Source organism: Pseudomonas sp. DF5, assembly GCF_058148225.1.
The window spans coordinates 1-24,578 of record NZ_JBYVYM010000040.1 but is presented as its reverse complement, the minus strand read 5'-3'; the positions used below and the strand labels follow the sequence as shown (position 1 = coordinate 24,578).

The following is a 24,578-nucleotide window of genomic DNA, read 5'->3' as shown; positions in this document are numbered from 1 at the left end:
CTGCTCAGACGTCGCTGATCCACTTCTTATCGACAACATCGGTCGCGAGCGGCAACGCCCCCGAGAGGGTTCGCTCGCGCCTGCAAAAGGAGCATGGCATGAACGATTTCATTTCCACCCAGCGCGTGTACGTCCCGGTTGGCACATTGCTCGGCTTGAGCCTGTTCTGTGCACCGGCTGCCCAGGCGGATTTCATTGCCGACAGTAAAGGCAGTCTCGAAGCGCGCAACTTCTATTTCAATCGCGATTTCCGCCAGGCAGGTTCGCGGGACAAAGCAGAGGAATGGGCGCAGGGTTTCCTGTTGCGGATGGAGTCCGGTTACACCGCCGGCACTCTGGGCTTTGGCCTGGATGCCTTGGGCATGGCCGGTTTCAAACTGGACTCCGGTGGGGGGACGGCGGGCACCAATCTGTTGCCGGCGGATTTGTCCGGTGGCTCCCAGAATAGCTACAGCAAATTGGGCATGACCGCCAAAGTGCGCTTGTCCAACAGCACCCTGAAGCTTGGGACTTTGCAAATCAAGGACCCGGTAGTGAACTCCAATGACACTCGTTTGTTGCCGTCAACCTTCAAGGGCGGCATGGTCAATGTGCAGGAAATCGACCGTTTGAAGCTCACAGCCGGTCAACTCACACAGATAAATGTTGTTGACTCCACCAATTATCAGAACATGACCGCCAACCGCATCGGCGGGCAAAGCGACAAGTTCCAGTTTGCCGGGGCTGACTATCAGTTCATGCCAAACCTGACTGCGCAGTACCGCTATGGCACGCTGGAGAATATCTACCAGCAGAACTACCTCGGGCTGGTGCACTTGCTGGACCTGGGCAAGGGCCAGTCGCTCAAGAGCGACGTGCGCTATGCGCGCAGTACCGAAGACGGCAGCTTCCGTGAGCTCGACAACAAGGCCTTTGGTGCACTGTTTACCTACAGCCTTGGTGGCCATGCTCTGGGCTTCGGCTACCAACGCATGAGCGGCAACGATCCGTTTCCGTATATTGGGCGCAGCGATCCATTCCTGGTCAACTTCGTGCAGATCGGCGACTTCGCCAACATCGACGAGCATTCCTGGCAAGCACGCTACGACTACAACTTTGCCGCACTCGGTGTGCCGGGGCTGAGTTTTATGACCCGCTACATCTCTGGCGACAATGTGCAACGCGCAGCGCCAGGTGAAGGCAAGGAATGGGAGCGCAACACCGATATCGCTTACGTGGTGCAGGACGGTACGCTGAAAGGGCTGGGCCTCAAATGGCGCAACGCGTCGGTGCGTTCGAACTTCGGTAATGATCTGGATGAGAACCGCTTGATCCTCAGCTACACCCTGGCGCTTTGGTAAATGCCAGTCAGATGTTGATCACAACGAGGCCGGAGTAGCGTTCGAACACCTGCCGTACATGATTAATGAACCACCGCTCGATCTTTCTGAAAAATGCATGAAAGTTTTAGCTCGGATCTCAAAAGCCTTGGAGATACCATTCACAGGGTGAAGAAGATCACCCGCTTCAGGGGCTGCTTTTGAGTCGTATACCGCCCTTTTCAATAAACAGCAATAGCCCAAAAGCAGTCAATTTCGCTCCATTTCGGCTACCCTCACGAAGCGCCACGCAGCAATCACCTTGTGCCAGGCGCCTCGACATTCTTTCGTAAATGCACCGGAGATGTTCCATGCTCAAGCGTACCCTGGCACTGGCCGTCGGCTTGTCCTTGTCTTTTTGCACCCTGCTGGCGCAAGCCGCCGAGACCCTGAAAGTCAGCGCGATTCCCGATGAAGCCCCGACCGAACTGCTGCGCAAGTTCAAGCCGCTTGGCGCCTATCTGGAACAACAATTGGGCATGAAGGTTGAGTTCGTACCCGTGAGCGATTATCCGGCTGTGGTCGAGGCGCTGGCTACCGACCGCATCGATCTGGCCTGGCTGGGCGGCTTTACGTTTGTGCAGGCACGCTTGAAAACCGGTAACGCCATTCCGCTGGTGCAGCGTGAACAGGACGCCCAATTCACCAGCAAATTCATCACCGCCGACCCAGCCGTCAAGTCCCTCGCCGATCTCAAGGGCAAGACCTTTGCCTTCGGCTCGGTGTCCTCGACTTCCGGCAGTCTCATGCCGCGCTACTTCATGCTCAAGGAAGGCATCAAGCCGGAAACGTACTTTAGCCGCGTGGGCTACTCCGGTGCCCATGACGCCACCGTTGCCTGGGTCCAGGCTGGCAAGGTCGACGCCGGGGTGCTCAACGCCAGCGTGTGGGAAAAACTGGTCGCTGCCGGCAAGGTCGATACCACCAAGGTCAAAGTGTTTTCGACCACCCCAGCGTACTTCGACTACAACTGGACGGTGCGCGGAACCCTCGATCCGGCGCTGGCGGCCAAGATAAAGGCTGCGTTCCTGGCACTCGATCCGTCGAACCCGAAAGACAAGGAGATTCTGGACCTGCAGGCCGCCAGCCGCTTTATCGAAACCAAGCCTGAGAACTACAAGGGCATTGAGGAAGCCGCACGCGCCGCCGAACTGCTCAAATGACATTGCATCTGACCCAGGTCAGCCTTACCCACGCCAACGGTGTCCAGGCGCTGCGTGGCGTGGATCTGCACATCGGTGCCCGCGAACAGGTCGCGATCATCGGCCCGTCCGGCGCGGGTAAGTCGAGCTTGCTCAACCTGCTGGCCACCGCCCTGCGACCGGGCAACGGCGAGCTGCAGGTGCTCGGCGAGCGCGTCTGGCAGCTTTCTGCCCGTCAACGCCAGCGGCTGCGCGCGCGTATCGGTCTGATTCATCAGGCGCCTCCCCTGCCCCCGCGCCAGCGCGTGGTCACCGCAGTTCTGGCCGGCAAGCTGGGTCAGTGGGGTCTGGGCAAGAGCCTGCTGAACCTGCTGCATCCGCTGGATGTTCCGGGCGCACGCGCGGCATTGGCCAGGCTGGACCTGAGTGACAAGTTGTTCGCGCATTGCCAGCAACTGTCCGGCGGACAACTACAGCGCGTGGGCATTGCCCGCGTGTTATATCAAGCGCCCGAGGTGTTGCTGGCCGATGAGCCGGTATCGGCCATGGACCCGGTGTTGGCCCAGCACACGCTTTCGGTGCTGTGCCGCCATGCCCGGGAGCAGAACGTCACCCTGGTCGCCAGCCTGCACGCGGTGGAGCTGGCCCTGGCGCACTTTTCGCGCATCATCGGCTTGCGTGATGGACAGATCCTGTTCGACCTTGCGGCCAGCGCCGTCGATCGCGAGCTGCTCGACAAGCTCTACGCCAATGAGCAGTTGCAGTCCTCGCCGATTCCTCCGGCTCCCTTGAGTGTGCAGATCCCCCGATGCTGACGTCTGACACCCGCGATCCGGCCGCCCTGCCCCGTCTGCTGCTCACCCTGCTGGCCCTTGCCTTGCTGTGGCCCGGCATCCGCTTCAGCGAGTTGGACCTCCGTGTGCTGGTGGCGAGTGACAGTCAGAGCGAGATGGGCCGGTTCGTGTCCGCCTTCTGGCCACCGGCCCATGGCGACGAGTTCATCCAGCTGTTGTTGCAAGCCACCCTGCAGACCCTGGCCATCGCCACGACCGGCATGGCCCTGGCGTTGCTGTTGGCTGTTCCCGCCGGCCTGCTCGCCAGTCGTGCCCTGTCGCTGTCTGCTGCCTCCCGCGCTGGCCACCCGAGCTATTGGGGCCAACTGCTGCGTTGGCCCATACGCGGCTTGCTGATCTTCCTGCGCAGCGTGCCGGAAATTGTCTGGGCCCTGCTGTTCGTGCGCGCCGTCGGCCTCGGCCCGACAGCCGGGGTACTGGCCATTGCCATCACCTACAGCGGTATGTTGGGCAAGGTCTATGCGGAAATTTTCGAGTCGGTCGACCAGCGCCCGGTACACGCGCTACTGCAATCCGGCAGCGGTCGGCTCGCAGCCTTTTGCTACGGGATTCTGCCCAATGTCGCCGCGGAACTGCTGTCATACACGGTGTACCGCTGGGAATGCGCCATCCGCGCCTCGGTGGTGATGGGCTTCGTCGGAGCCGGCGGCCTGGGCCAGCAAATGGATTTGTCGTTGCGCATGTTCGCCGGTGGTGAAGTGGCCAGTCTGTTATTGACGTTCCTCGTCCTGGTGCTGCTCGCCGATCAACTCAGCCGTCTGCTGCGCTGGAGGCTGACATGAATCGCCTGTTCAACCTGGCACTGCTCCTGTGCATCGGCGCAGCGGTCATCGCCTCGTTCAACTACCTGGGCATCGACCTCGGCGAGCTCGGCGGCGCCGGCAACCTGAAGCAGATGGGCGCTTATGCCCAGCGTTTTCTCAGCCCGGACCTGAGCCCGGGCCATCTGCAAGCCATCGGCCACGGCGCCCTGGAAACCCTGGCCATGTCGGCCCTGGGCACCCTGCTCGCGGCGGTGTTCGGCCTGTTACTGGCATTGCCCGCAGCCGGGCGCTACGGCTGGCCTTTGCAGAGCGCGTCACGCCTGGTGCTCAACGCCTTGCGCGCGGTGCCGGAACTGGTATGGGCCGCACTGATGGTCCTGGCCGCCGGGCTCGGCCCCAACGCCGGCACCCTGGCCTTGGCCCTGCACACCACCGGCGTGCTCGGCCGGTTGTTCGCCGAAGCCCTGGAAAACACCCCGCCGGAACCGGCCGACGCCATCCGCCTGCAGGGCGGCAATGCCATCCTGGCATTCTGTTACGGCACCCTGCCCAACCTGTTGCCACAGCTACTGGCCTACATCCTGTACCGCTGGGAAAACAACATCCGCATGGCCAGTGTGCTCGGCTTCGTCGGCGCCGGTGGTTTGGGGCAAATGCTCTATGTCAGCCTCAGCCTGTTCCAGGAAGCTCAAGCCAGCACGGTTATTCTGGCGATGCTGTTATTGGTCTTGGCGGTCGATACATTGAGTAGCTGGAGCCGTCAGCGTTGGGTCAAGGCTTGAGCCAGGAAAGTCAGCGCCCTTAACCCCACACTTTGTTACCGCATACCCCAGCCGAGTGTAAAAGCCTGCTTAGGTAACAGCCTCGCAGGCTACCTCTCCCCAGCGTTCACCTGCCTGCCAAGCCCATCCCAGAGCGCTGCACGCGCTTTCTCAAACGCCCAATCGGCGAATTGGCCGGGCGATTGCATATGCTTGTCTGTACAAGTACTTGCGTGTGCATAGGACATTTCGCAGCGCAGTACACGCGCTCTTGCGGCACAAGCGCTTTCGATGGTCCCTGGGAATAAAATAATGAAAAAAGCATTTCTCACTCTTTCTGCATTGGCTTTGTGTATGGCTGCCGGTTCTGCGCTGGCCAAGGAGTACAAGGAGTTGCGATTTGGCGTCGACCCCTCTTATGCGCCGTTCGAATCCAAGGCCGCCGACGGCGGCCTGGTGGGCTTCGACATCGACTTGGGCAACGCGATCTGCGCGGAGCTGAAGGTCAAGTGCAAGTGGGTTGAAAGCGACTTCGACGGCATGATTCCCGGCCTCAAGGCCAACAAGTTCGATGGCGTGATCTCTTCCATGACCGTCACGCCGGCGCGTGAGAAAGTCATCGATTTCTCGAACGAGCTGTTCTCTGGCCCGACCGCGCTGGTATTCAAGAAAGGCGCGGCCATCGGCATCGATCCGGCCGCCCTCAAGGGCAAGAAAATCGGCTACGAGCAAGGCTCCATCCAGGAAGCCTACGCCAAGGCCGTGCTGGACAAGGCCGGGGTAGAGACCCAGGCCTACGCCAATCAGGACCAGGTGTACGCTGACTTGATCTCCGGACGCCTCGATGCCTCGATCCAGGACATGCTGCAAGCAGAACTGGGCTTCCTGAAGTCGCCACCAGGCGCCGACTTCCAAGTCAGCGAGCCGGTCGAAAATCCCCTCCTTCCAGCCAAGACCGCCGTGGGTCTCACCAAAGGCAACGTCGAGCTTCAGGCCTTGCTGAACAAAGGTATCAAGGCACTGCACGACAATGGCACCTATGCGGCTGTCCAGCAGAAGCACTTTGGCGATCTGAATCTCTACAGCGACAAATAATGACCCTGCGCCCATTTCCGGATGGGCACTTTTTTGATTGAGGTAGGGCTGCTCAATGCTAGAAAACTTATTGCAGATTCTTGGGCTGTCAGACTTTAGCCTTCAGGGTTTCGGCCCGCTATTGCTGCAAGGCTCCTGGATGACGGTCAAATTATCCTTTCTGTGCTTGCTGGTGAGCGTTGGCCTGGGCCTGATCGGCGCCAGCGCCAAGCTTTCAAAATCGGCACTGCTGCGCGTCCCTGCGCAGGCCTACACCACGCTGATTCGCGGGGTGCCGGACCTGGTGCTGATGCTGTTGATCTTCTACAGCCTGCAAACCTGGCTGTCCTCGTTCACCGACTTCATGGAATGGGAATACATCGAGATCAACCCGTTCAGCGCCGGGGTCATTACCCTGGGCTTCATCTACGGGGCTTATTTCACCGAAACCTTCCGTGGTGCCATCCTTGCCGTACCGCGAGGGCAGATGGAAGCGGCTACCGCCTACGGCCTGACCCGCGCCCAGCGCTTTCGCCTGGTGGTGTTCCCGCAAATGATGCGTTTTGCCCTGCCGGGCATCGGTAATAACTGGATGGTGATCCTCAAGGCCACCGCGCTGGTGTCGATCATCGGCTTGGCCGATCTGGTCAAGGTGGCCCAGGACGCGGGCAAGAGCACCTATCAGCTGTTCTTCTTCCTGATTCTGGCCGCCTTGATCTATCTGGTGATCACCACCGTTTCGAACTACGTCTTGCGCCGGATGGAAATTTTCTACGCCGCAGGCACCCGGGAGGCCGTGCGATGATCGAGCTACTGCAGGAATACTGGAAACCTTTCCTGTTCCAGGACGGCAATCACATCACCGGGCTGGCCATGACCCTCTGGCTACTCAGTGCTTCGATCCTCTTCGGCTTCGTGATGTCGATCCCGTTGTCGATTGCCCGGGTCTCGAGCAATGTCTTGGTGCGCTGGCCGGTGCAGTTCTACACCTACCTGTTTCGCGGTACGCCGCTGTATATCCAGCTGCTGATTTGCTACACCGGCATTTACAGCCTGGCCGCGGTGCGTGCTCAGCCAGTACTGGATGCGTTCTTTCGCGATGCGATGAACTGCACCATCCTCGCCTTCGCCCTGAACACCTGCGCGTACACCACGGAGATCTTCGCCGGGGCGATTCGCAGCATGAACCACGGTGAAGTCGAAGCGGCCAAAGCCTACGGGCTGACCGGCTGGAAGCTCTATGCCTACGTGATCATGCCGTCCGCCCTGCGTCGCTCGCTGCCTTACTACAGCAACGAAGTGATTCTGATGCTGCACTCGACCACCGTGGCCTTCACCGCGACCATCCCGGACATCCTGAAAGTCGCGCGGGACGCCAACTCGGCGACCTTCCTGACCTTCCAGTCGTTCGGCCTCGCCGCGTTGATCTACCTGGCAGTCACTTTCTCCCTGGTCGGCCTGTTCCGCCTGGCTGAACGCCGTTGGTTGTCTTTCCTCGGCCCGGCTCACTAATTCAGGATGCTTGTTCATGTACAAATTGACCGTTGAAAACCTGCACAAAAGTTACGGCAACCATGAAGTCCTAAAGGGCGTTTCGCTGAACGCCAAGACCGGCGATGTGATCAGCCTGATCGGCGCCAGTGGTTCGGGCAAGAGCACCTTTCTACGTTGCATCAACTTCCTGGAAACGCCCAACGACGGCGCCATGAGCCTGGACAACCAGCCCATTCAAATGGTCCATGACCGCCACGGCATGCGCGTGGCCGACGCCAACGAGCTGCAACGCATCCGCACTCGCCTGGCGATGGTGTTCCAGCACTTCAATCTGTGGAGCCACATGACGGTGCTGGAAAACATCACCATGGCACCACGCCGGGTGCTGGGCGTCAGCAAGAAGGACGCAGAGGATCGCGCCCGGCGCTACCTGGACAAGGTCGGTTTGCCGGCACGGGTTGCTGATCAATACCCGGCGTTTCTCTCGGGTGGTCAGCAGCAACGGGTCGCCATTGCCCGTGCCCTGAGCATGGAACCGGAGATCATGCTGTTCGACGAGCCGACGTCGGCCCTGGACCCGGAACTGGTGGGCGAAGTGCTCAAGGTGATCCAGGGGCTGGCCGAAGAAGGCCGCACCATGATCATGGTGACCCACGAAATGAGCTTTGCGCGAAAAGTGTCGAACCAGGTGCTGTTCCTGCACCAGGGGCGGGTCGAAGAGCAAGGTGCGCCCGAGGACGTATTGGGCAACCCCAAGAGCGAGCGCCTGCAGCAATTCCTCAGCGGCAACCTGAAGTAACCGGAGCGCCTTCGAGCGACCGCTGGGTTGCTCGAAGGCGCTGGCTCAACCTGATAATCCATCCCTCCCGCCCTCTACCGAGCAGCTGAACTCATTCTTCCTGCAGCCCTGCCATACTGTTCAGCATGACCCGTGCAACTTTCCGTTTCTACGAGGAGCTCAACGATTTCCTGCCGGCCGAACGGCGGCGGCAGTCCTTCACTTGCGAGTGCGCGCAAGGGGCGACGGTCAAGCACATGATCGAGGCGCTCGGGATACCGCACACCGAGGTCGAGATGGTGCTGCTCAATGGCGAGTCGGTGGGCTTCGAGCGGGTGATCTTCGACGGTGACCGGCTGGCGGTGTATCCCAAGTTCGAAACGCTGGACATCAGTCCGTTGCTCAAGGTTCGTGCGCAACCTTTACGGGTGCTGCGCTTCGTCGCTGATGCGCACCTTGGTGGATTGGCCAGTCTGCTGCGCATGAGCGGCTTCGACACCCTCTACGACAATGGCTTCGACGATGCCGAGATCGCCGAAATCGCCGCGCAGCAAGGACGCATCGTGCTAACCCGCGACCGCGAACTGCTCAAGCGGCGGATCATCAGCCACGGCTGTTACGTGCATGCCCTGAAACCGTCGCTGCAGCTGCGCGAATTGTACGAGCGCCTCGACCTGGCGCGTAGCGCGCGCCCCTTCAGCCTGTGCCTCCATTGCAACCTGCCGCTACACGAGATCAGCCCGGAACTGGCCCGGCCGCAAGTGCCGCCACGCGTTGGCGTCCTCTATTCGCACTTCCTGCGCTGTGACGCCTGCCAACGGATTTACTGGGAGGGTTCGCACTGGCGCGGCATGTGTGCACTGTTGGCACCTCTGCTGGACCGATAGTCGAGCGCATCGGACCAGTGCGTTGCCAGGAATCACTGGCTTTTGCATCAGATGGATAACGGCCAGAAGCAGTCCTTCGAATGACAGTCAGCGCTGAGAATGAACAGCTTTGCTCGAACGAAAGACCAGGTAACTTGCCACCACCAGCACCCATGCAGCAATACCGCCATACAGCATCACCCAGCCAAACCCATGCGCCAAAGCTGCGTTGGCGACATCGACCGGAATCGTGATCCCTTGGCCAGTCGGCACCAACACGGCAGAGTTGCCGGCCGAAATATTCTCCGCCAGCCATCTCAGTTGCCCATCATCGGGCGAGCCAGACAACTGGTTGCGCAGGGAAGACAGGATACCTTCCACCAAGATGAATCCCATCAGCGCGATATTGATTGCAAGGCTGATCATGCGAGCGCTGATATCGATGCCCGATGCCATGCCGGCACGTTCACTGGGCACCGATCCGGTGGTGGTATTGGTCACAGGTGTATTGGTCAGCCCCAGTCCGATTCCGGCGATCAGACAGCCTGGAAGCATCGTCAGCCAGCTGGCGTGCGCGACACTGCTGCCCCATTTCATCAGCAGGAACCCCAATCCTATGGTGAACAAACCTGCGGGAATCACCACGTCAGGTCGATAGCGCAGCGCCAGCCGTTCACCTAACGGGGGAACAACCAGCGTCGGCAGCGTATAGGCCAGCAGTGCCAGACCGGTGCCGACACTGGCGTAGCCCAGGCTATTTTGAAAGTACAGCGGCAGGTAAATCATGAACGGCCAGAAGCTGAAGTTCATGCCTGCCGACCCTAGCAAGGCACCCGAGAAGCGACGGATGCGCAATACCGAGAAGTCGAACATCGGATCGACATAGCGTCGCTGCGCAACGACAAAGACGATAAAGCTGAGCATTGCCACAACCAGACAAGTGATGGCCGAACCGCTGGAGAAACCCTCCCCCGCGCCCTGGGTGATGAACCAGGAAAGGCCAAACACTGCCAGTGACAGCGAAATAATGCCCAACACATCCAGCCTGCGACGCTGCGGATCACGTGACTCATCGACACCGGCGATCACCAGCACCAGCGCGAGCACGGCAATGGGCGCATGCACCAGCACCAGCGCGAGCACGGCAATGGGCGCATGCACCAGAAACACCCATTCCCAACTCGACAACGCCACGATAACGGCGCCGATTATCGGGCCAAACCCCAAACCGATACCGAACACGATTCCCCAGGCACTGAACGCTTTTCCGCGCGCAACTCCCGACTGGAACCGGTGAGACAGCACGGCCACCTGACAGATCAGCATGGCACCACCGGACATACCTTGCAGGAAACGGTTTGCGATCAACACACTGGCGCTTTGTGCCCATCCACAGCCCAGTGAGGTAATGCCGAAAAGCACCAGGCTGATGACAAACACTCGCTTGCGCCCATACCGATCCGCCAATGTGCCGGTGGCCATCAGCACCGTGGTGCAGGCGATGGTGTAGGCATTCATGATCCACTGCATATCTTTGAAATCGCTGTGCAGAACCGATTCAAGAGTCGGCAGGATTGCCGGCACGCTCGAGATTTCCAAGCCGAACATCAGCGACGCCAGGCACACGGCGGCGATGGTGAAAATATCCTTTTGCGAAGAAGAGAACTGCATCGTGATCTTCCAGATCAAGTTGATGGGCACTGGCAAGACCGCTCTGAACGCCGTCAGGAGTAGAGACGCGATAGCCTCGCCAGCGTCACCCGGCACAAGTCCAAGTGACCGGCCGCATTCTGGAAGCAATTAAAAAATGACAGAAATGATTTAATTTCGTAGGTTTTATTAATATTCGTCATGAGTTGACTTAATGGACTTCGACCCAGCTCTGTTGCGTGCTTTTGTCGCGATCAAGGACACCGGTAGTTTCACTCGTGCCGCAGAGCGGCTGCATTTGAGCCAGTCAGCGATCAGTCATCAGATCCGGCGTTTGGAAGAACAGGTCGGTACCACGCTATTGGTACGCACTACCCGACGTTTGACACTGACGGAAGATGGTGAAGATTTTCTGCGCCATGCCGAACAAATCCTCAGAGCACAAGACGCCCTCTCCCGACGTTTCGAAGCGTCGTCGGTATTCGGGGCCGTGCGCTTCGGTGTGCCAGAAAACTTTATCGGCGACGGCCTGCCGCCGTTACTGACTCGGTTCGCCAGACAATTTCCCGCCGTACGCCTGGATGTAACCGTCGGCACCTACCTCGATCTGCGCGCACTGGTTGATGCCGACGGGCTCGATCTGGCCGTGGTCATGGCATTGCCGGGCAGCCAGGCCGGCGGTACCGTGCTGCGCGAAACCCGGTTTGTCTGGGCCGCTGCGCAGAATTTCGAATTTACCGGCGATGCCCCTTTGCCACTGGCGTTTGCCCCAGCACCCTGCTTGCACCGCCAGGTGGCCGTAGATGCGTTGGAGAGTTCCACCGTAGATTGGCGGGTCGCCTTTACCTCTCCAAGTCAACAAGGACTGAGAGCGGCGGTATTGGCGGGACTTGCCGTCACCGCTCTACCGCTGGGCGATCTAGAGCCTGGCATGGTGGTCATTGACGGCCAACATGGCCTGCCACCGCTGCTGGATGCTGATTTCAGACTGATATGGAGTGTCACGGGAAAGACGCCCGCGGCCAATGCATTTGGACAACTGCTGGTGGAGATGTCTGAGTCATCATCGATCTAGAACAAGCTGGCTGCCATTGGCACTCCAGAGTAAGTGCCCTGTTGATTGCGAAGGGTTGCTTTGAGTCCAGAATGTGTAAAAAGCCCCTGATCTCGAAAGCCCTGTGTAAAACTCTTATCTCGATGGACGTTGAGGTCACGAGCGACCTTGCTCCTGGAACATCTTATTGGCGTGACGAACACCGTCCACAGGACTCGCGAGGAAGCACATGATCGATGGTTCCGCCGTTTTGACAGTCTTTTTGGTCTACTTGGCCGGTGTCGTTATCCCTGGGCCAAATTTCGTTGCAGTGGTCCATAAAGCGGTGGCGGCTACACGGTCAGAAGCTCTGGCCTTGGTAGCGGGCATCGTACTGGTCAATTTGTTCTGGTCCACCTGTGCAATTGCAGGTCTCGGGGTTGTATTTGCTGCGCTCCCTTGGGCTGCGCTTGTTGTAAAGGTTCTGGGCGCCGCCTACCTGATGTGGTTCGGATTCCGACTGCTGATCAACGCGGGGAAGAATGCGCTTGGTCCGCTAAATGATACCGTCGCCGGTAGTTGCCGGCAGTCCTTCATTCAGGGGGTGGTTACCAACATCGGCAACCCCAAGTCCATGGCCTTCTATGCCGCTGTTTTTTCAGCAGCAGCCCCCGCCCACGTTTCACCAGGCACGTTTTTGTCGATGCTGGCAGTTGTAGTGGTGGTTTCAATGACCTGGTATGGAATGGTCGCAATCACTCTTTCGCAACCCAAGATTGCGTCCGCGTATCAAGGGAGGAAAAAAGCTATCGACCGACTGTGCGGCGGTTTGATTTTATCTTTGGGAGTCCGCCAGTTGGTTTAGCAATCCCACGATTGATTCGCCTGACAAAATCCCCTACCCCGCACTCAACTCCCACAGTACATCCAGCACATGTTGCGTAGGCCGTTCGATGTCTCGACTACGGTGGGCAATACCCAGTTGACGCCACAATAAGGGCTTTAATGGCCGCATGACGATCCTGGTATCAGGCAATGGCGTGGAGGCTTCATGCGGCAACAACGTCGCACCATAGCCAGCTGCCACCAGGCTTTTGATCGCATCGTTGTAGTTCAGTTGAATACGCGGCGCAGGCTGCGGCCCACCACTGGCGAACCACTCCGCAGTCAAACGCGAAAGACGAGTGGTGTTGTCATTCAGAATCAATGGCTGAGTGAACAGCCAGTCGGGGGTCACAACCTCCGGGGATTCCCAGCGAGCTGGCAAGAAGGCCATGACCGGGTCCCGTCGCCATGGCTCGATCCGCAAGCCCTTCACCGGGGACTGCGGCAGCGCGACCAAACCGATCTCCAAAGCGCCCTCGGCAAGCTTCTTCAAAGTTTCCTGCGACGTGAGCACCGCGACCTGCACATCGATAGCGGGATGGCGCTGGCTCAACGTCTCCAAAGCGTGCGGCATCAACTGTGCGATGGCCCCTGTGGAGGCGCCTAGCCGCACACGCCCGGCCAATCCCTGTACCTGACGTTCCACGTCCTCAAGCGCCTGCTCCGCATCCGCCAACAGGCGCCGCGCACGCTCCACCAGTGTGTTCCCAATCGCCGAAGGCTGAACGCGCCCACGCGTGCGCGACAACAGCTTACCGCCCACGCGCGCCTCCAGGTCGGCGATATGCAAACTGACCGTGGGTGGCGCCAAGTGCAGCACACGGGCCGCCTCGGCAAACGAACCCAGGTCGGCAATCGCCACCAAAGTGCGCAGACGGTCCAGGCTGATTTCGCGCATGAGTGACTCCTCGTTCAGAAAAACTGAATTTCATCGTTTATAAATTCAACTTTTCCTATTTTAGCGCCTCACTGAAGATTGGAACTCCTGATTTCCAACGTCCGAGAGCATTCCATGGCAAGTCCCCTTGTATTCATCGATGGCGACCAAGGCACCACCGGGTTGCAAATCCATCAACGCCTACGCGACCGCAGCGATCTGCGGCTTATTACACTCAGTCCCGACTATCGCAAGGATCCGCAACGTCGCGCCGAAGCCATCAATAACTGCGACATCGCGATTCTGTGCTTGCCCGACCAAGCCGCGCGCGACGCTGTAGCGACCATTGAAAACCCCGCCGTGCGGGTGATCGATGCGAGTTCGGCGCACCGCACCCATCCAGACTGGACCTATGGTTTCGCAGAGATGAGTCCGCAGCAGAGCCAACGCATCGCCGCCGCGCGACGGGTCAGCAATCCGGGTTGCTATCCAACGGGGGCCATAGGGTTGCTGCGCCCTTTACTGGAGGCCGGATTACTGCCCAGGGATTACCCGATGAACATTCATGCCGTGTCGGGTTATTCCGGGAAAGGACGTGTCGGGGTGGAAGAGCATGAGGGAGAAGACGCAGCACAGGCGTCGGCGTTTCAGGTCTATGGGCTGGGGTTGGCACACAAACATATTCCAGAGATTCAACAACAAAGCGGTCTGACGGAGCGGCCGATGTTTGTGCCGGCCTATGGCGCTTTTCGGCAGGGGATCGTGCTGACCATCCCCTTGCAAACCCGGTTGTTGGCGCCAGGTGTGAGTGCGGTGCAGTTGCATGCGTGCCTGATGCGGCACTACGCCGATGCGAGCCATGTACAGGTGATGTCGATGCTGGAGGCTAAAGGGCTGACGTCCCTTGATCCTCAGGCACTTAACGGGACTGATGATCTGCGACTGTCTGTGTTTGAGAATGACGAAACGGGCCAGGTTTTGTTGGCTGCGGTGTTTGACAATCTTGGGAAGGGAGCAGCTGGAGCTGCAGTGCAGAATCTGGATTTGATGCTTGCGGGAACATGACTCCGATGACCCGCGCGAATTAGCGTGATGCCCTCGTCCCGAACCGGGATTTAGAGGTCAGGCAAGGTTCGCACCTGAAGCCGTGAACCCATTTAACGGTAATATCCAGACTAAAACGCCGACTTCAACTTGTAGAGAAAACATCTTGTTTGGGCATAAAAAATCGAGCAAACAGCTCGGATTGTGACTTGATATTTAATTTGGCATAAATATTGCGCCGATGAACCTTTATCGTTTCCACCGAGAGGGAAAGCTTTCCGGCTATCTCTTTATTAGAGAAGCCACTGAGCAACAATCTGAGCACATCACTTTCGCGCGCTGTTATTTGCGTGCCCAGCTGGGTAATCGTTTCTGGCCATAGAGGTGGCTCAGCGAGATTTTTCTCTACATCAATTTCAAAACACATGCGCTGATGCATTAATGCAGTCACCCACGGCTTGATAATATCAAGCATTGTTATTTGTTCTTGATTAAAACGGACTTTGCTACCAACGGAAATACATAACGTTCTATCGGCGTCGAGCTGAACATTGTACTGAGCCTCATCCACGGAGATATATTGTGCAAAATATTGATGATAATACTCAGTTTCAAGAAAGTATTCCGGCGCAATATCCAGCAAATGAAAGAAACCGCTCTGGGGGTTTTCTCGATTAGCTATATAAAATGGATCCAGCAGGTAAAGCCCCTTCACATAGCGATGAGTGAACGCGTCCACCTCTTCGACATCTGCGACCTCAGGAAGACTAACAACTTGCACTTGTTGATTGCTAAAGATCAATACAACCCAATTATCGATTTGCACGTATTCGTTTAATATACGAACAAGCGAACTCCAGAATTCTGGACGGTTCAACTGCATGATCAGTTTCCCAATCGATCGGTGCCAAGCCAGGCTATGAAGGTCGAACGGCATTTTCTACCCCTTTAGGGTTAGGGATTCGTAGGTCAGAGGTAAGTATTCGTAGGTATTTACTATTCGGTAACGCCCGGTATATTCGCTGGCAGGACTTACGATGGCCATGAGGGCACATCGTCTTGATAAGGATGTTGCATGAGAAAATCACGTTTGCGAACCATTTTTTCGGCCTCGCTTCTCTGTGCTGGGATGAGCACATCAGTGGGAGCTGTAGAGCCTGGGGTGCATCTGTACAACTGGTTCGGGCTTCTCGCACCGGAGACCCCAAAGGAGTTTGAGCAGGCAACTGGCACCAGAGTGCATATGGATGCTTTCGACAGCGCCGAAATCATGCAGAGCAAAGTAATGGCTGGGCGCACGGGGTATGACGTGGTTGTGGCCACCTCCAATGTGTTGCCAAGCCTGATCCAGGCGGGAGTACTTCAGCCGCTGGATCGTAATCAACTGAGCAATTTGTCCCATATCGATCCTGATATCTTGTCCCAGGTCGCGGTCAATGATCCTGGTAATCGCTACGCTGTGCCCTATTTATGGGGTACTACCGGCATTGGCTATGACGTTGACAAAGTCAAAGCGGCATTGGGTGATAATGCTCCGGTGAATAGCTGGGATTTGATCTTCAAAGAAGAAAACATCAGCAAGCTCCAGTCGTGTGGCGTGGCAATGCTTGACTCTCCAAGTGAGATCATTTCGATTGCTTTGCATTACCTTGGGCTCCCCAGCAACAGCAGGAACCCGGATGATTACCAGAAAGCTCAAGCCCTACTGTTAAAAATCCGTCCCTACGTCCTCTATTTCGACTCCTCCCGAATTGACGCTGACCTGGCTGACGGCAATATTTGTGCAGTCGTGGGATGGGCTAATGGTGCCCTTGCTGCGCAGGCCATAAACGAGAAGACCAACACTGGACGCAAGATCACCTACAGCCTTCCTCGCGAAGGAGCGCTGGTCTGGTCGGAAAATCTGGTTCTTCTAAAAGACGCGCCCCACCCAAAGGAAGGTATGGCGTTTATTAATTACATGTTGCGACCAGAAGTTATTGCCAAGACCTCAAACCACACTCTCTACCCTAACGCTAACAAAGATGCCGCTGAGTTTGTCGAACAGAAGTTGCGAGACAACCCCTGGATTTATCCAGACAAAAAGACCATTGCCACACTTATCCCACTTGAGCCACTGCCATTGAAGCTAGAGCGAATCCGCACGCGGATCTGGACCAAAGTGAAGAGTGGTGTGTGATCTGACCTGATTTGTCACCTGTTGCTCTATGCATGTCTTTGTTTTATACGCGGACATGCTGTGAGCAGCAGGCTGAGGCTATTTATGTCCGGACAGTAAGACACAAACGCTGATATACGGGGGCGCCAAATTAGTGGGTTAGTGCCTGTTATAGGCTCTTGCCCTGAGCTGGACTTACCCGGCTTCCTGACATTGACATCTGCGACAGCGCCGATTCAACACCTTATGCAAGAAGAGAACAGTGGATGTTCAGCCCAGCCAATCAGACGCCTTTCAGTTTGACCATCGACGGTTTTGCGCACGATTTTCAAGTACTCGCATTTACCGGAGATGAGGCGATCAGCAGACCTTATCTCTTCAACGTGGAGCTTGTTAGCGAGCGGTCTGACCTGGATCTCGAAAGCCTCTTCGACGTAGAGGCTTTTCTGACCTTCGACACGAAAGGCAGCGGCATCCATGGACGGATCTATCACATCGCCCAAAGCGGTAATGCTCAGCGTTTGACGCGCTACAATCTGGCCCTCGTACCGCACCTGTCCTACTTGCGCCACCGCATCAACCAGAGGATCTATCAACAGTTCTCGGTGCCGAAAATCGTCGCCTTGATACTGGAAGAACACGGGATTGTGGGTGAAGCTTATCGGTTTAATCTGGGGTCGACCTACCCCGAGCGTGACTACTGTACCCAGTACGATGAAACGGATTTGCACTTTATTCAGCGCTTGTGCGAAGAAGAAGGTATCCACTTCCACTTCCAACACAGCGCTCAAGGCCACGTGCTGGTCTTTGGCGATGATCAGGCAGCTTTTCCCAGGATTGGGCAACCCACTGCTTATGGACAAGAGAGCGATAGAGTGGCCAACGAGCCACTGATCAAGCGCTTCAACCTACGCCTGGGGAGAAACGAGCAACAGCCAGGCATGGAAAACGATATCAAGCTGAAGCCTTTCACAAGCCATGAGCACGGCAAGCAGATAAGTCTGCGTGCTATGGAGCGCCGCCACGCGGCTTATCGTCAAGCTGAAGGTCAAGGTGGCCAGACCCGGTTAGTCAGTGGCCATGTTCTGGAGATCTCTGGCCACCCGCGCCAGGAATGGAACGACCTATGGTTAGTGACTCAGGTCATCCACGAAGGCAAGCAACCACAGGTATTGAGTGAGAACGTCGCCAGAGGCAACACTGACAACGAGGATGACTTTCATCAGGGTTACCGCAACCGCTTTATCGTTCTTCCGTGGGACGTGTCCTATCGTCCGCCTTTGGCTCACAAGAAACCTCAGATACCGAGCAACCACACCGCTGTGGTCATCGCTCTGGAAGACGAGGAGATCCAGAGTGATAGGCGCCTCGGAAGGGTCAAGGTCAAGTTCCCCTGGGACCGCGAAGGTAGATTTGACGACAAGAGTTGTTGTTGGCTGAGGGGGACCTCCCATTGGAGTTGTGGAATTACGCCCCCCCGAACGGGCATGGAAGTCATGGTTACATTTCTCGAAAACGACCCCGACCAACCGCTGATCAGCGGTTGCCTGTGCTGCCGCTAACCGCAAGCCCTATAAGAGCAGCAACCGTCAGGTTGAAATTTGCCCCTGCAATTACTTAGTCAAGGGCTCAAGCCAGCAGGTCGGTGATCCACCGGGCCTGTCGGGCGACGTCCTGCACCTTCTCCTCGGGCACGGCCTGCCGCGCCCTTGCGAAGTTGCTCAGGGTCCGTTGCTTCTCGCGCAACAGGCGCTGCCACTTGAGCAGGAACGCCGGGCTGCGTACCTGCATCTGCAGCGGGCCGAAATACAGCTCCTCGGCGGTGTACATCACAGGTCCGGCGCGCTCGGCGACGATGATTTCGTAATCGAAGCGGTTTTCCCGCAGCACTTCCTCGCAGAGGATGCGGTAACCATTTTCCATCAGCCATTGGCGCAGTGGCTGCTCGCCGCCGTTGGGTTGAAGGATCAGGCGCTCCTGCCCGCTCAGACGTGCCTTGCCGCTGTCGAGAATGTCGCGGATCGTCTCGCCGCCCATGCCGCAGACGCAGATTGCCGTGATCCCGTCTCCCGGCTCGATTGCCGCCAGGCCATTGGCCAGGCGCACGGTGATCCACTGGTCCAGGTCGTTCTCGCGCACGGTGCGTTCGGCCGAGCGAAATGGCGTCAATGCCACCTCGCCGGCCACCGCCGCCACGATGGCGCCACGGCGCATCAATGCCACAGGCAGGTAGCCGTGATCCGAGCCGATATCGGCCAGCCGCGCGCCTGCTGGCACATGTGCCGCCACGCGTTCCAGGCGCATGGACAATGTCTGTTGGTTCAACTGCTGCCCCTTTTCACCACGAGCGCCCGGCACCTTTGACCGGATCGGCCCGCGATTCTGGCGAGCAACGCTGTGCATTTCAAATTTATGCGACCAGGGCCATGGCTCGACCCGCACCTACCGCTTGAGTATCGGCCCAAAGCAAACCCTGGTAATGGACCGCTTTGGGCCGACCTGAGACCTACTGCTGAGCTGTCCAAACGGCCAGTTCATAGCCATCCGGATCAATGAAGTGGAATCTGCTTCCACCAGGGAACGAGAATATTTCGCGGGTGATAACAGCGCCCAAGGCTTTGAGCCGTTGCTGCGCCTCATCGAGATCATCCGAGTACAAAATGATCAAAGGGCCACCAGGTCGAACCGGCTCTCCCGTAGTGAAGCCACCGGTAAGGCGGCCATCACTGAATTCCGTATAGGTTGGGCCGTAGTCGACGAATGTCCAGCCGAACGCACTGCCGTAGAAAGCTTTGCTGCGAGCAATGTCGTCGACATTAAATTCAATATTGTCGATCTGCCGGTCTTTACCACGCACACTCATGGATGCCTCCTTGGCTAATTTCAAAGGGACAATGATAACGCATTGGCTATTGCGGCTGCCGGCAAGGAGCAGCCCCCCCTTCGGCCAAATGCAGACTTTAACGCTGGCACGCGGTTATGATCCGGGATAATCAGGTTCCCTTGGACCCACGCTTATGCCCACCTCGCAAATCCGCCCCTCACCCGCGCCGCTGCTCAAACCAGGAGAGACGGTGGTCTTGTTCGACGGTGTCTGCAAGCTGTGCAATGGCTGGGCGAGCTTCTTGATTCGCCATGACCGCCAGCGGCGAGTGCGGTTGGCGGCGGTTCAGTCACCCGAGGGGCAGGCTCTGCTCGCGTGGGCAGGTTTGCCCGTGGATCAATTCGACACCATGGCGGTGATCCGCGACCGACACTACTGGGAGCGTTCGGATGCATTTTTCGAAGTCATCGCCCAGTTGCCCGCACTCTGGCGCCCAGTGAACCTGTTGCGCATCTTCCCTCGCATGCTTCGAGATTGGGCATACGACCGCATTGCGCTTAATCGTTATCGGCTCTTCGGGAAATACGACACGTGCCTGTTGCCGGATCCTGATCATGAACAACGCTTTTTGAAAGCACCCCTATGAACGCCCTCACCCGCATTAACTGGACCGCCTCGCGTTCACGTTTGGCAGAGGCCTTGAACACCACAGTCTTGAGCAAACCGATCCTGTTACCCCAATAGCCCAACCAGTTGTACCGGCGTCATCTTCGTCACCATCATCAGCACAATCACAAACATCCCGACAAAACCGACCACCCCCATCCACCACCATTTTTTGTACACGGATCGGTATTCATCATCGAGTCCGTTGCCAGCCTCAACTGCGCACGACGCCATCAGGTACAGCCGCCTCTGCAACACCAGCACCGGCAGCCAAAGCGAACCCACGCAGAAGAAGATAATCAACGAAGTCAGCACCCACTCCGTGGTCATGGGTAGTCCGGAGAGCCTCATCAGCAGGTAGCCCGTGATGATCTGAACAAAGCCTGCCGGCGTGGTAATCCAGGTGTCGAAGCGCACGACCATTCGGGCCACATGCGCGATCACTTGAGGGTTGGCCGTGCGGCTGGCGGCGATCAGATAGAGGTAGGAACCCATGCCGAATCCGAACAGGAAAATCGCGGCAATGACGTGGAGGTACTTCATGCACAGATAGAGCATGTCAGCGGGGCCCGCCAGAGAACTGCACGGACAGGCTCAAATTGTCCGGATCGTTGATCGCTGCCATGTATTCATCGACGGTAATTTCACCCACGCAAGCCCTGGCACCGGGTTGCGGCACATACCCCTGGGCCATTTTTGCGGCCAAGGCTACAGATGCGCAGCTTGGGATTTGCGGCCCCTTGTCATTCATGGCCGTCAGTTGCACGGTCATGGCCAGCGGTTTCCCGTCAACTCCCCTGCCCTGAACGTCGATGTACATCGCGCTTTTGCCATCGCCGAAGCGTTCGAACCGGGTCCCCAGCCGATGCAGTCTGGCAGCCCAAAGGGCATGGTCGCGAACCAGCCCGATCTTCAACGCCTGAGCCAGCAGATAGTTGGCGACACCACCCAGCTTCAAGCCCGCGCCAGCCTTGAAGCTCAGGGTTTGCGCGCCATAGCGGCTGGCGAAAATATCCATGTCCGGCACATCGACGTTGGCCAGCACACGCGTACCCAGACGCGGCATCTTGCGCAGCGTCAGATCCTGCCAACCCGACACTTCATGCACTTTGCCATTCTTGAGTTGCCTGATCGGTTTGCCTGCGTAGGCGAGTACGCCTTCGACGGTCGACAATCCCGGCATCTTCGCCGAAGAGGAAATGCCATGCTCGATCGAGTCGATACGACTGAAGCGATAGCGCTGCTGATCGATGATGGCTGACGATAGCGTCGGCACCGAACTGCAGCCACTGAGGATCGCCACTCCTGCCTGTTTCGCCAAGGCATCGAGTACGCCAACGCCGTTGACGAAAGTTCGACAGTCAGACAGGTCGCAGTAGTTCGCACCAGCCTCGATGCAACTCTCGGCGACCGCATAGGATTGCCCCTGAAACGGGCCGCCAGTATGGATGACCAACTGGATGTCCATCGAGCGCAAAACGGATTTGAACTCAGTGCCCATGGCATTGCCGCACCAACTTTCGGTGACAGTGCCCGATTGACTTTTCAACTCATCGACTTTGCGCTGCAACTTGTGTGGATCGCGACCCGAAATCACCAGTTCCACATCTGGCATCACCACCAAATGCCTGCAAACGATGCTACCGAAGTTTCCGTAACCACCGACCACCATCACCCTGAACACCATTCAACTCTTCCCTAACTGACAGGCTGCTTTCAGCCAATAATGACTGCTTTATGCCCGTAATGTCAGGCGGGCTTCGCTACCCTTCATTGAGTCCCTCCCCGCACCGACCGTCGAACCTCAGCCTGTATGGCATAAGCCGGCGCCTCCACAGCATTGAAATCTTGTGTATAGCGCTGGGCAAATCCTTCTACCCCCCATTCCTGAAACTGCTGCACGTGCTTCAGTTCGTGAGCCCAGAGCGCGATGTCCTGTTCTGCGGTTTGAGCGTCCCGAAAGAGAATGATGTCAATCAGCGTCACGGCACCGACGTCGGGGTTTTGCAGCATGGAAGTGGCGGCGCTGAATTGGCCGTTGTCGCTCACTTTGTAGTGCGCGGCATCGAGGACGCTGGGGTCGTACCAGCGCAGTAGTTGCTCCCGGATGTGCGGTGGAATGGGCTGTATCTCGGCGCTGGCTGCTTCAGCGCGTGCCTGGGTCAGCCACAGCGCCAGGGCAGGTGCCGCGACCTGGTAGACGCCATCAGGCATCTGCCCCAGATCTGGCAGGCAGATGCAGCCGTTCAGGCACACTTGTTTCTCGCCAGGTGGGCAGGCGTTAGTCTGGGCTTGCACTACAGGAGTCAGGCCAAGAACAGACAGCGCCACCAGGCATGTAATGATGGGCGGCATCGGACCCTCCAGGGACGGAAGCAGGGCGGACAATCGACGACCCACATAACTTTAGCGTATCCCTGTCGGGTCTCTTTTCGATGGATGCTTGGGGTCGTTTGCTGCCCGCCCGGAGAAGCCTCTTTCGAGCCTCGCCCTCTCCCCGTCCTAAAGGTTTTGATGGTCAAGCCGATCAGATGAACTCGATACTCAGATACCGACGAAGGACCGTCTCCCCTCGATATTTCTTGGCCTTCGACTACCACGGACATTGTCTCGACCACGTCGCAACAATGTCAAAACCTCGATCCCCTCACAAGATGCATCCGCTATCACGATGAATTACGGGTGCACCAAGGAGCTGTTTGCAGTGAATCTTCTATTTCGCCTGGCGGGCGTTGCCATCGCTGTGACCCTGGCGGGTTGCGCCCTGCAAGGCCACGGGATGGCCAACTACTATAAGCGCGAGGCTGCCGAGCAGGAGGCGCAAAATCGAGCCATGGCGACCCGAGTACAATCCCGGCCGCTGCCGTTGGATAGCACTTTCAGACTCGACCAAACTGCCGTGCTGACGGTTGACGTACCGGCTGAAGGCACCGAGCCAGCTACCCAGGCCCGGCTTTTCGCGACCTGCGGTTCGTTGACATTGGCGATGGATTATCGACAGGCAAAGAGGTGGAGCAGTCCCTATGTTCTGCCAGCAGACAAAGCGCGGAACATCGCTCAGCAGATGTGCCAAGCGGTCCGAGACAGCGTTTGGAAGCAGCTTCCCGGTGACAGCGAAGACCTTTTGTTATTGGACCCTGGCACCCTGGGCATCGTGAATTCCCGACGCTCGATCTGGGCGGGCATCGACTTCAGGCGCACCCGTCTGGACGAAAGCGAAGGAAAGCCCTACGACCGCCAGTTCGAGCGTGTCGAGGTGGACTGTGCAACCCGCCAGGCCAGCACTCGCCAGGCTTATCGTTTAGGCGATCAGATTTTGCTGCCGCCGCCCGTTAAGCCAATCGACAGTGCATTGGACACTGAACAACGTGCCCGGCTAATTGGCGCCATGTGCGCCGAGCCCACCAACCTGGCGAAACTCGCCACGCCAGTCACTCGGCAAAAATTGCCGCCGGACATGCGTACACCGGAGCTACCGGCGACATTGTTGGCACAGGTCAGCGCCCTCCCCCTGGGACAACCGACCCACACGCTCAACCATTTGCAATTCACCTACAACGCTAGCTCTCCGCTCGTGCCGCGCGCCGTGGTCAACGACCATCCAATGGACTTGTATTTGCAATCGGGCCCGGCCCGCGGCATATGGCGCGAGCAAGCGACGGGAGCACTGGGCAGCCAGCGTGTAAGCCTACGCTGGCGTGGGCTGATCGAACTCGCCGCGACGAGCAGCACTGAGCTCGCTGGCAAAAACGACCAGCAAAGCACCCTCACGAACATCGACCTGGATGGTGATTGGCAAAAACTCAAACCTGGGAGTGTTGTCACTTACAGCAAACACTTCACTCAGAGCACCGGCAAACCATTCGTGCAGAAATTTGAGTGTTCGGTAGGCGACTCCCTTCCCGCCACACATACAGTCGCCTCACTGCAAGGCATGGCCCGCAAGGTTACTTGCGTCACCAATAATGCCCTGCAGACAAGTAACGAATACCTCTATCTAGAGGCCTATGATCTGTTCGTGGAAACCGCCGATATTTCTAAACTCATAGTCCAGGTCAACACGCTCAGGGCGGCAGAATAATGCGCAATCACGGGCGTATTGGGTCGATTTGCAGCCCTTCGCAACAGACGTCACCGACTAGAAACGGACCTCAACGATCAATACAAGCAGTAACCGCCACGCAGGTCACGCCCCCTTGCCAACCAGATACCGTGCAGATACTGTCCACTTTATGAATCAGCCACGCATTGCCTCGACCACCACGACCACGACCGCCCAAGGCGGGTCGTGAGAGGTGTCGTGAGCCAATAACGCACGAACTTCAAAGGCCCGCCAGCGATGGACAGGGC

Annotated in this window: 25 protein-coding genes; 17 read left to right on the top strand and 8 right to left on the bottom strand. The window is 57.7% G+C overall.

Translation table 11 applies throughout. From position 1 onward, the window contains the following. Positions 1–98 precede the first annotated feature (98 nt). The 10 genes from AC30D7_RS27125 (at position 99) to AC30D7_RS27080 (ending at position 9,112) form a co-directional block, all read left to right on the top strand. Positions 99–1,340, top strand: coding sequence for an OprD family porin (locus AC30D7_RS27125; protein WP_230175044.1), 1,242 nt, complete (start codon positions 99–101; stop codon positions 1,338–1,340). Between the two features lie 329 nt (positions 1,341–1,669). After that, positions 1,670–2,521, top strand: a complete 852-nt coding sequence (locus AC30D7_RS27120; RefSeq protein ID WP_490136128.1) for a putative selenate ABC transporter substrate-binding protein — start codon at positions 1,670–1,672, stop codon at positions 2,519–2,521. Further along, complete coding sequence (locus tag AC30D7_RS27115; RefSeq protein ID WP_019648578.1) at positions 2,518–3,315, top strand: phosphonate ABC transporter ATP-binding protein; 798 nt, start codon at positions 2,518–2,520, stop codon at positions 3,313–3,315. Before AC30D7_RS27120 ends, AC30D7_RS27115 begins: the two co-directional genes overlap by 4 nt. Continuing rightward, positions 3,309–4,136, top strand: a complete 828-nt coding sequence (locus AC30D7_RS27110; RefSeq protein ID WP_490136127.1) for a PhnE/PtxC family ABC transporter permease — start codon at positions 3,309–3,311, stop codon at positions 4,134–4,136. The genes AC30D7_RS27115 and AC30D7_RS27110 overlap by 7 nt, the downstream gene beginning before the upstream one ends. After that, complete coding sequence (gene phnE / locus AC30D7_RS27105; protein WP_490136126.1) at positions 4,133–4,900, top strand: phosphonate ABC transporter, permease protein PhnE; 768 nt, start codon at positions 4,133–4,135, stop codon at positions 4,898–4,900. Before AC30D7_RS27110 ends, phnE begins: the two co-directional genes overlap by 4 nt. 291 nt (positions 4,901–5,191) lie before the next feature. Next, positions 5,192–5,974, top strand: coding sequence for a transporter substrate-binding domain-containing protein (locus tag AC30D7_RS27100; protein ID WP_490136125.1), 783 nt, complete (start codon positions 5,192–5,194; stop codon positions 5,972–5,974). A 55-nt stretch (positions 5,975–6,029) separates the two neighbouring features. Continuing rightward, positions 6,030–6,758, top strand: a complete 729-nt coding sequence (locus AC30D7_RS27095; protein WP_096479958.1) for an ABC transporter permease — start codon at positions 6,030–6,032, stop codon at positions 6,756–6,758. Continuing rightward, complete coding sequence (locus AC30D7_RS27090; RefSeq protein ID WP_204124038.1) at positions 6,755–7,465, top strand: ABC transporter permease; 711 nt, start codon at positions 6,755–6,757, stop codon at positions 7,463–7,465. Before AC30D7_RS27095 ends, AC30D7_RS27090 begins: the two co-directional genes overlap by 4 nt. Positions 7,466–7,481: 16 nt before the next feature. Then, entirely contained in the window at positions 7,482–8,246 is a 765-nt protein-coding gene (locus tag AC30D7_RS27085; RefSeq protein WP_046031503.1) for an ABC transporter ATP-binding protein, read from the top strand. A 125-nt stretch (positions 8,247–8,371) separates the two neighbouring features. Further along, positions 8,372–9,112, top strand: coding sequence for a Mut7-C RNAse domain-containing protein (locus tag AC30D7_RS27080; protein WP_490136124.1), 741 nt, complete (start codon positions 8,372–8,374; stop codon positions 9,110–9,112). Positions 9,113–9,199: 87 nt separating this feature from the next. On the opposite strand, the gene AC30D7_RS27075 is transcribed toward AC30D7_RS27080, so the two are convergent. Beyond that, positions 9,200–10,762 carry an MFS transporter gene (locus tag AC30D7_RS27075; protein ID WP_490136139.1) on the bottom strand — a complete coding sequence of 521 codons (1,563 nt, stop codon included), beginning with the start codon at positions 10,760–10,762 and terminating at the stop codon, positions 9,200–9,202. Positions 10,763–10,955: 193 nt separating this feature from the next. Here AC30D7_RS27075 and AC30D7_RS27070 point away from each other — a divergent pair, with 193 nt between their 5' ends. Next, positions 10,956–11,816 carry a LysR family transcriptional regulator gene (locus AC30D7_RS27070; protein WP_490136123.1) on the top strand — a complete coding sequence of 287 codons (861 nt, stop codon included), beginning with the start codon at positions 10,956–10,958 and terminating at the stop codon, positions 11,814–11,816. 208 nt (positions 11,817–12,024) lie between these two features. Then, complete coding sequence (locus AC30D7_RS27065; protein ID WP_490136122.1) at positions 12,025–12,639, top strand: LysE family translocator; 615 nt, start codon at positions 12,025–12,027, stop codon at positions 12,637–12,639. Positions 12,640–12,672: 33 nt separating this feature from the next. On the opposite strand, the gene AC30D7_RS27060 is transcribed toward AC30D7_RS27065, so the two are convergent. Continuing rightward, the gene (locus AC30D7_RS27060; protein WP_490136121.1) at positions 12,673–13,557 is read right to left on the bottom strand and encodes a LysR family transcriptional regulator; all 885 of its coding nucleotides are present in this window, start codon (positions 13,555–13,557) and stop codon (positions 12,673–12,675) included. A gap of 114 nt (positions 13,558–13,671) precedes the next feature. On the opposite strand from AC30D7_RS27060, the gene argC reads away from it, so the two are divergent. Continuing rightward, positions 13,672–14,601, top strand: a complete 930-nt coding sequence (argC, locus tag AC30D7_RS27055; protein WP_490136120.1) for an N-acetyl-gamma-glutamyl-phosphate reductase — start codon at positions 13,672–13,674, stop codon at positions 14,599–14,601. Between the two features lie 124 nt (positions 14,602–14,725). Here argC and AC30D7_RS27050 read toward each other — a convergent pair whose 3' ends face one another. Next, the gene (locus tag AC30D7_RS27050) at positions 14,726–15,517 is read right to left on the bottom strand and encodes a response regulator transcription factor (RefSeq protein ID WP_490136119.1); all 792 of its coding nucleotides are present in this window, start codon (positions 15,515–15,517) and stop codon (positions 14,726–14,728) included. 138 nt (positions 15,518–15,655) lie between these two features. Here AC30D7_RS27050 and AC30D7_RS27045 point away from each other — a divergent pair, with 138 nt between their 5' ends. Together AC30D7_RS27045 and tssI are read left to right on the top strand one after the other, a co-directional pair. Then, a complete protein-coding gene (locus AC30D7_RS27045; RefSeq protein WP_018925631.1) occupies positions 15,656–16,759 on the top strand; it encodes a polyamine ABC transporter substrate-binding protein in 1,104 nt (367 codons plus the stop codon). A 245-nt stretch (positions 16,760–17,004) separates the two neighbouring features. Next, entirely contained in the window at positions 17,005–18,300 is a 1,296-nt protein-coding gene (gene tssI, locus AC30D7_RS27040; RefSeq protein ID WP_490136118.1) for a type VI secretion system tip protein TssI/VgrG, read from the top strand. A gap of 67 nt (positions 18,301–18,367) precedes the next feature. Here tssI and AC30D7_RS27035 read toward each other — a convergent pair whose 3' ends face one another. Then, complete coding sequence (locus AC30D7_RS27035) at positions 18,368–19,063, bottom strand: tRNA (adenine(22)-N(1))-methyltransferase (protein ID WP_490136117.1); 696 nt, start codon at positions 19,061–19,063, stop codon at positions 18,368–18,370. Positions 19,064–19,244: 181 nt separating this feature from the next. Continuing rightward, positions 19,245–19,601, bottom strand: coding sequence for a VOC family protein (locus AC30D7_RS27030; protein WP_018925628.1), 357 nt, complete (start codon positions 19,599–19,601; stop codon positions 19,245–19,247). Between the two features lie 154 nt (positions 19,602–19,755). Between AC30D7_RS27030 and AC30D7_RS27025 the strand changes: the two genes are divergently transcribed. Next, on the top strand, positions 19,756–20,208 hold the full coding sequence (locus AC30D7_RS27025) for a thiol-disulfide oxidoreductase DCC family protein (RefSeq protein ID WP_490136116.1): 453 nt from the start codon (positions 19,756–19,758) through the stop codon (positions 20,206–20,208). A gap of 86 nt (positions 20,209–20,294) precedes the next feature. On the opposite strand, the gene AC30D7_RS27020 is transcribed toward AC30D7_RS27025, so the two are convergent. From AC30D7_RS27020 to AC30D7_RS27010, 3 genes are all read right to left on the bottom strand, one after another. Continuing rightward, on the bottom strand, positions 20,295–20,786 hold the full coding sequence (locus AC30D7_RS27020; protein ID WP_490136115.1) for a DUF2269 family protein: 492 nt from the start codon (positions 20,784–20,786) through the stop codon (positions 20,295–20,297). Between the two features lies 1 nt (position 20,787). After that, the gene (locus AC30D7_RS27015) at positions 20,788–21,915 is read right to left on the bottom strand and encodes a saccharopine dehydrogenase family protein (RefSeq protein ID WP_490136114.1); all 1,128 of its coding nucleotides are present in this window, start codon (positions 21,913–21,915) and stop codon (positions 20,788–20,790) included. Positions 21,916–21,998: 83 nt separating this feature from the next. Then, positions 21,999–22,583 carry an eCIS core domain-containing protein gene (locus tag AC30D7_RS27010; RefSeq protein ID WP_490136113.1) on the bottom strand — a complete coding sequence of 195 codons (585 nt, stop codon included), beginning with the start codon at positions 22,581–22,583 and terminating at the stop codon, positions 21,999–22,001. A gap of 349 nt (positions 22,584–22,932) precedes the next feature. Here AC30D7_RS27010 and AC30D7_RS27005 point away from each other — a divergent pair, with 349 nt between their 5' ends. Continuing rightward, positions 22,933–24,309 (top strand): hypothetical protein, encoded by a 1,377-nt coding sequence (locus tag AC30D7_RS27005; RefSeq protein ID WP_490136112.1) that lies wholly within the window; start codon positions 22,933–22,935, stop codon positions 24,307–24,309. Positions 24,310–24,578: the final 269 nt, after the last annotated feature.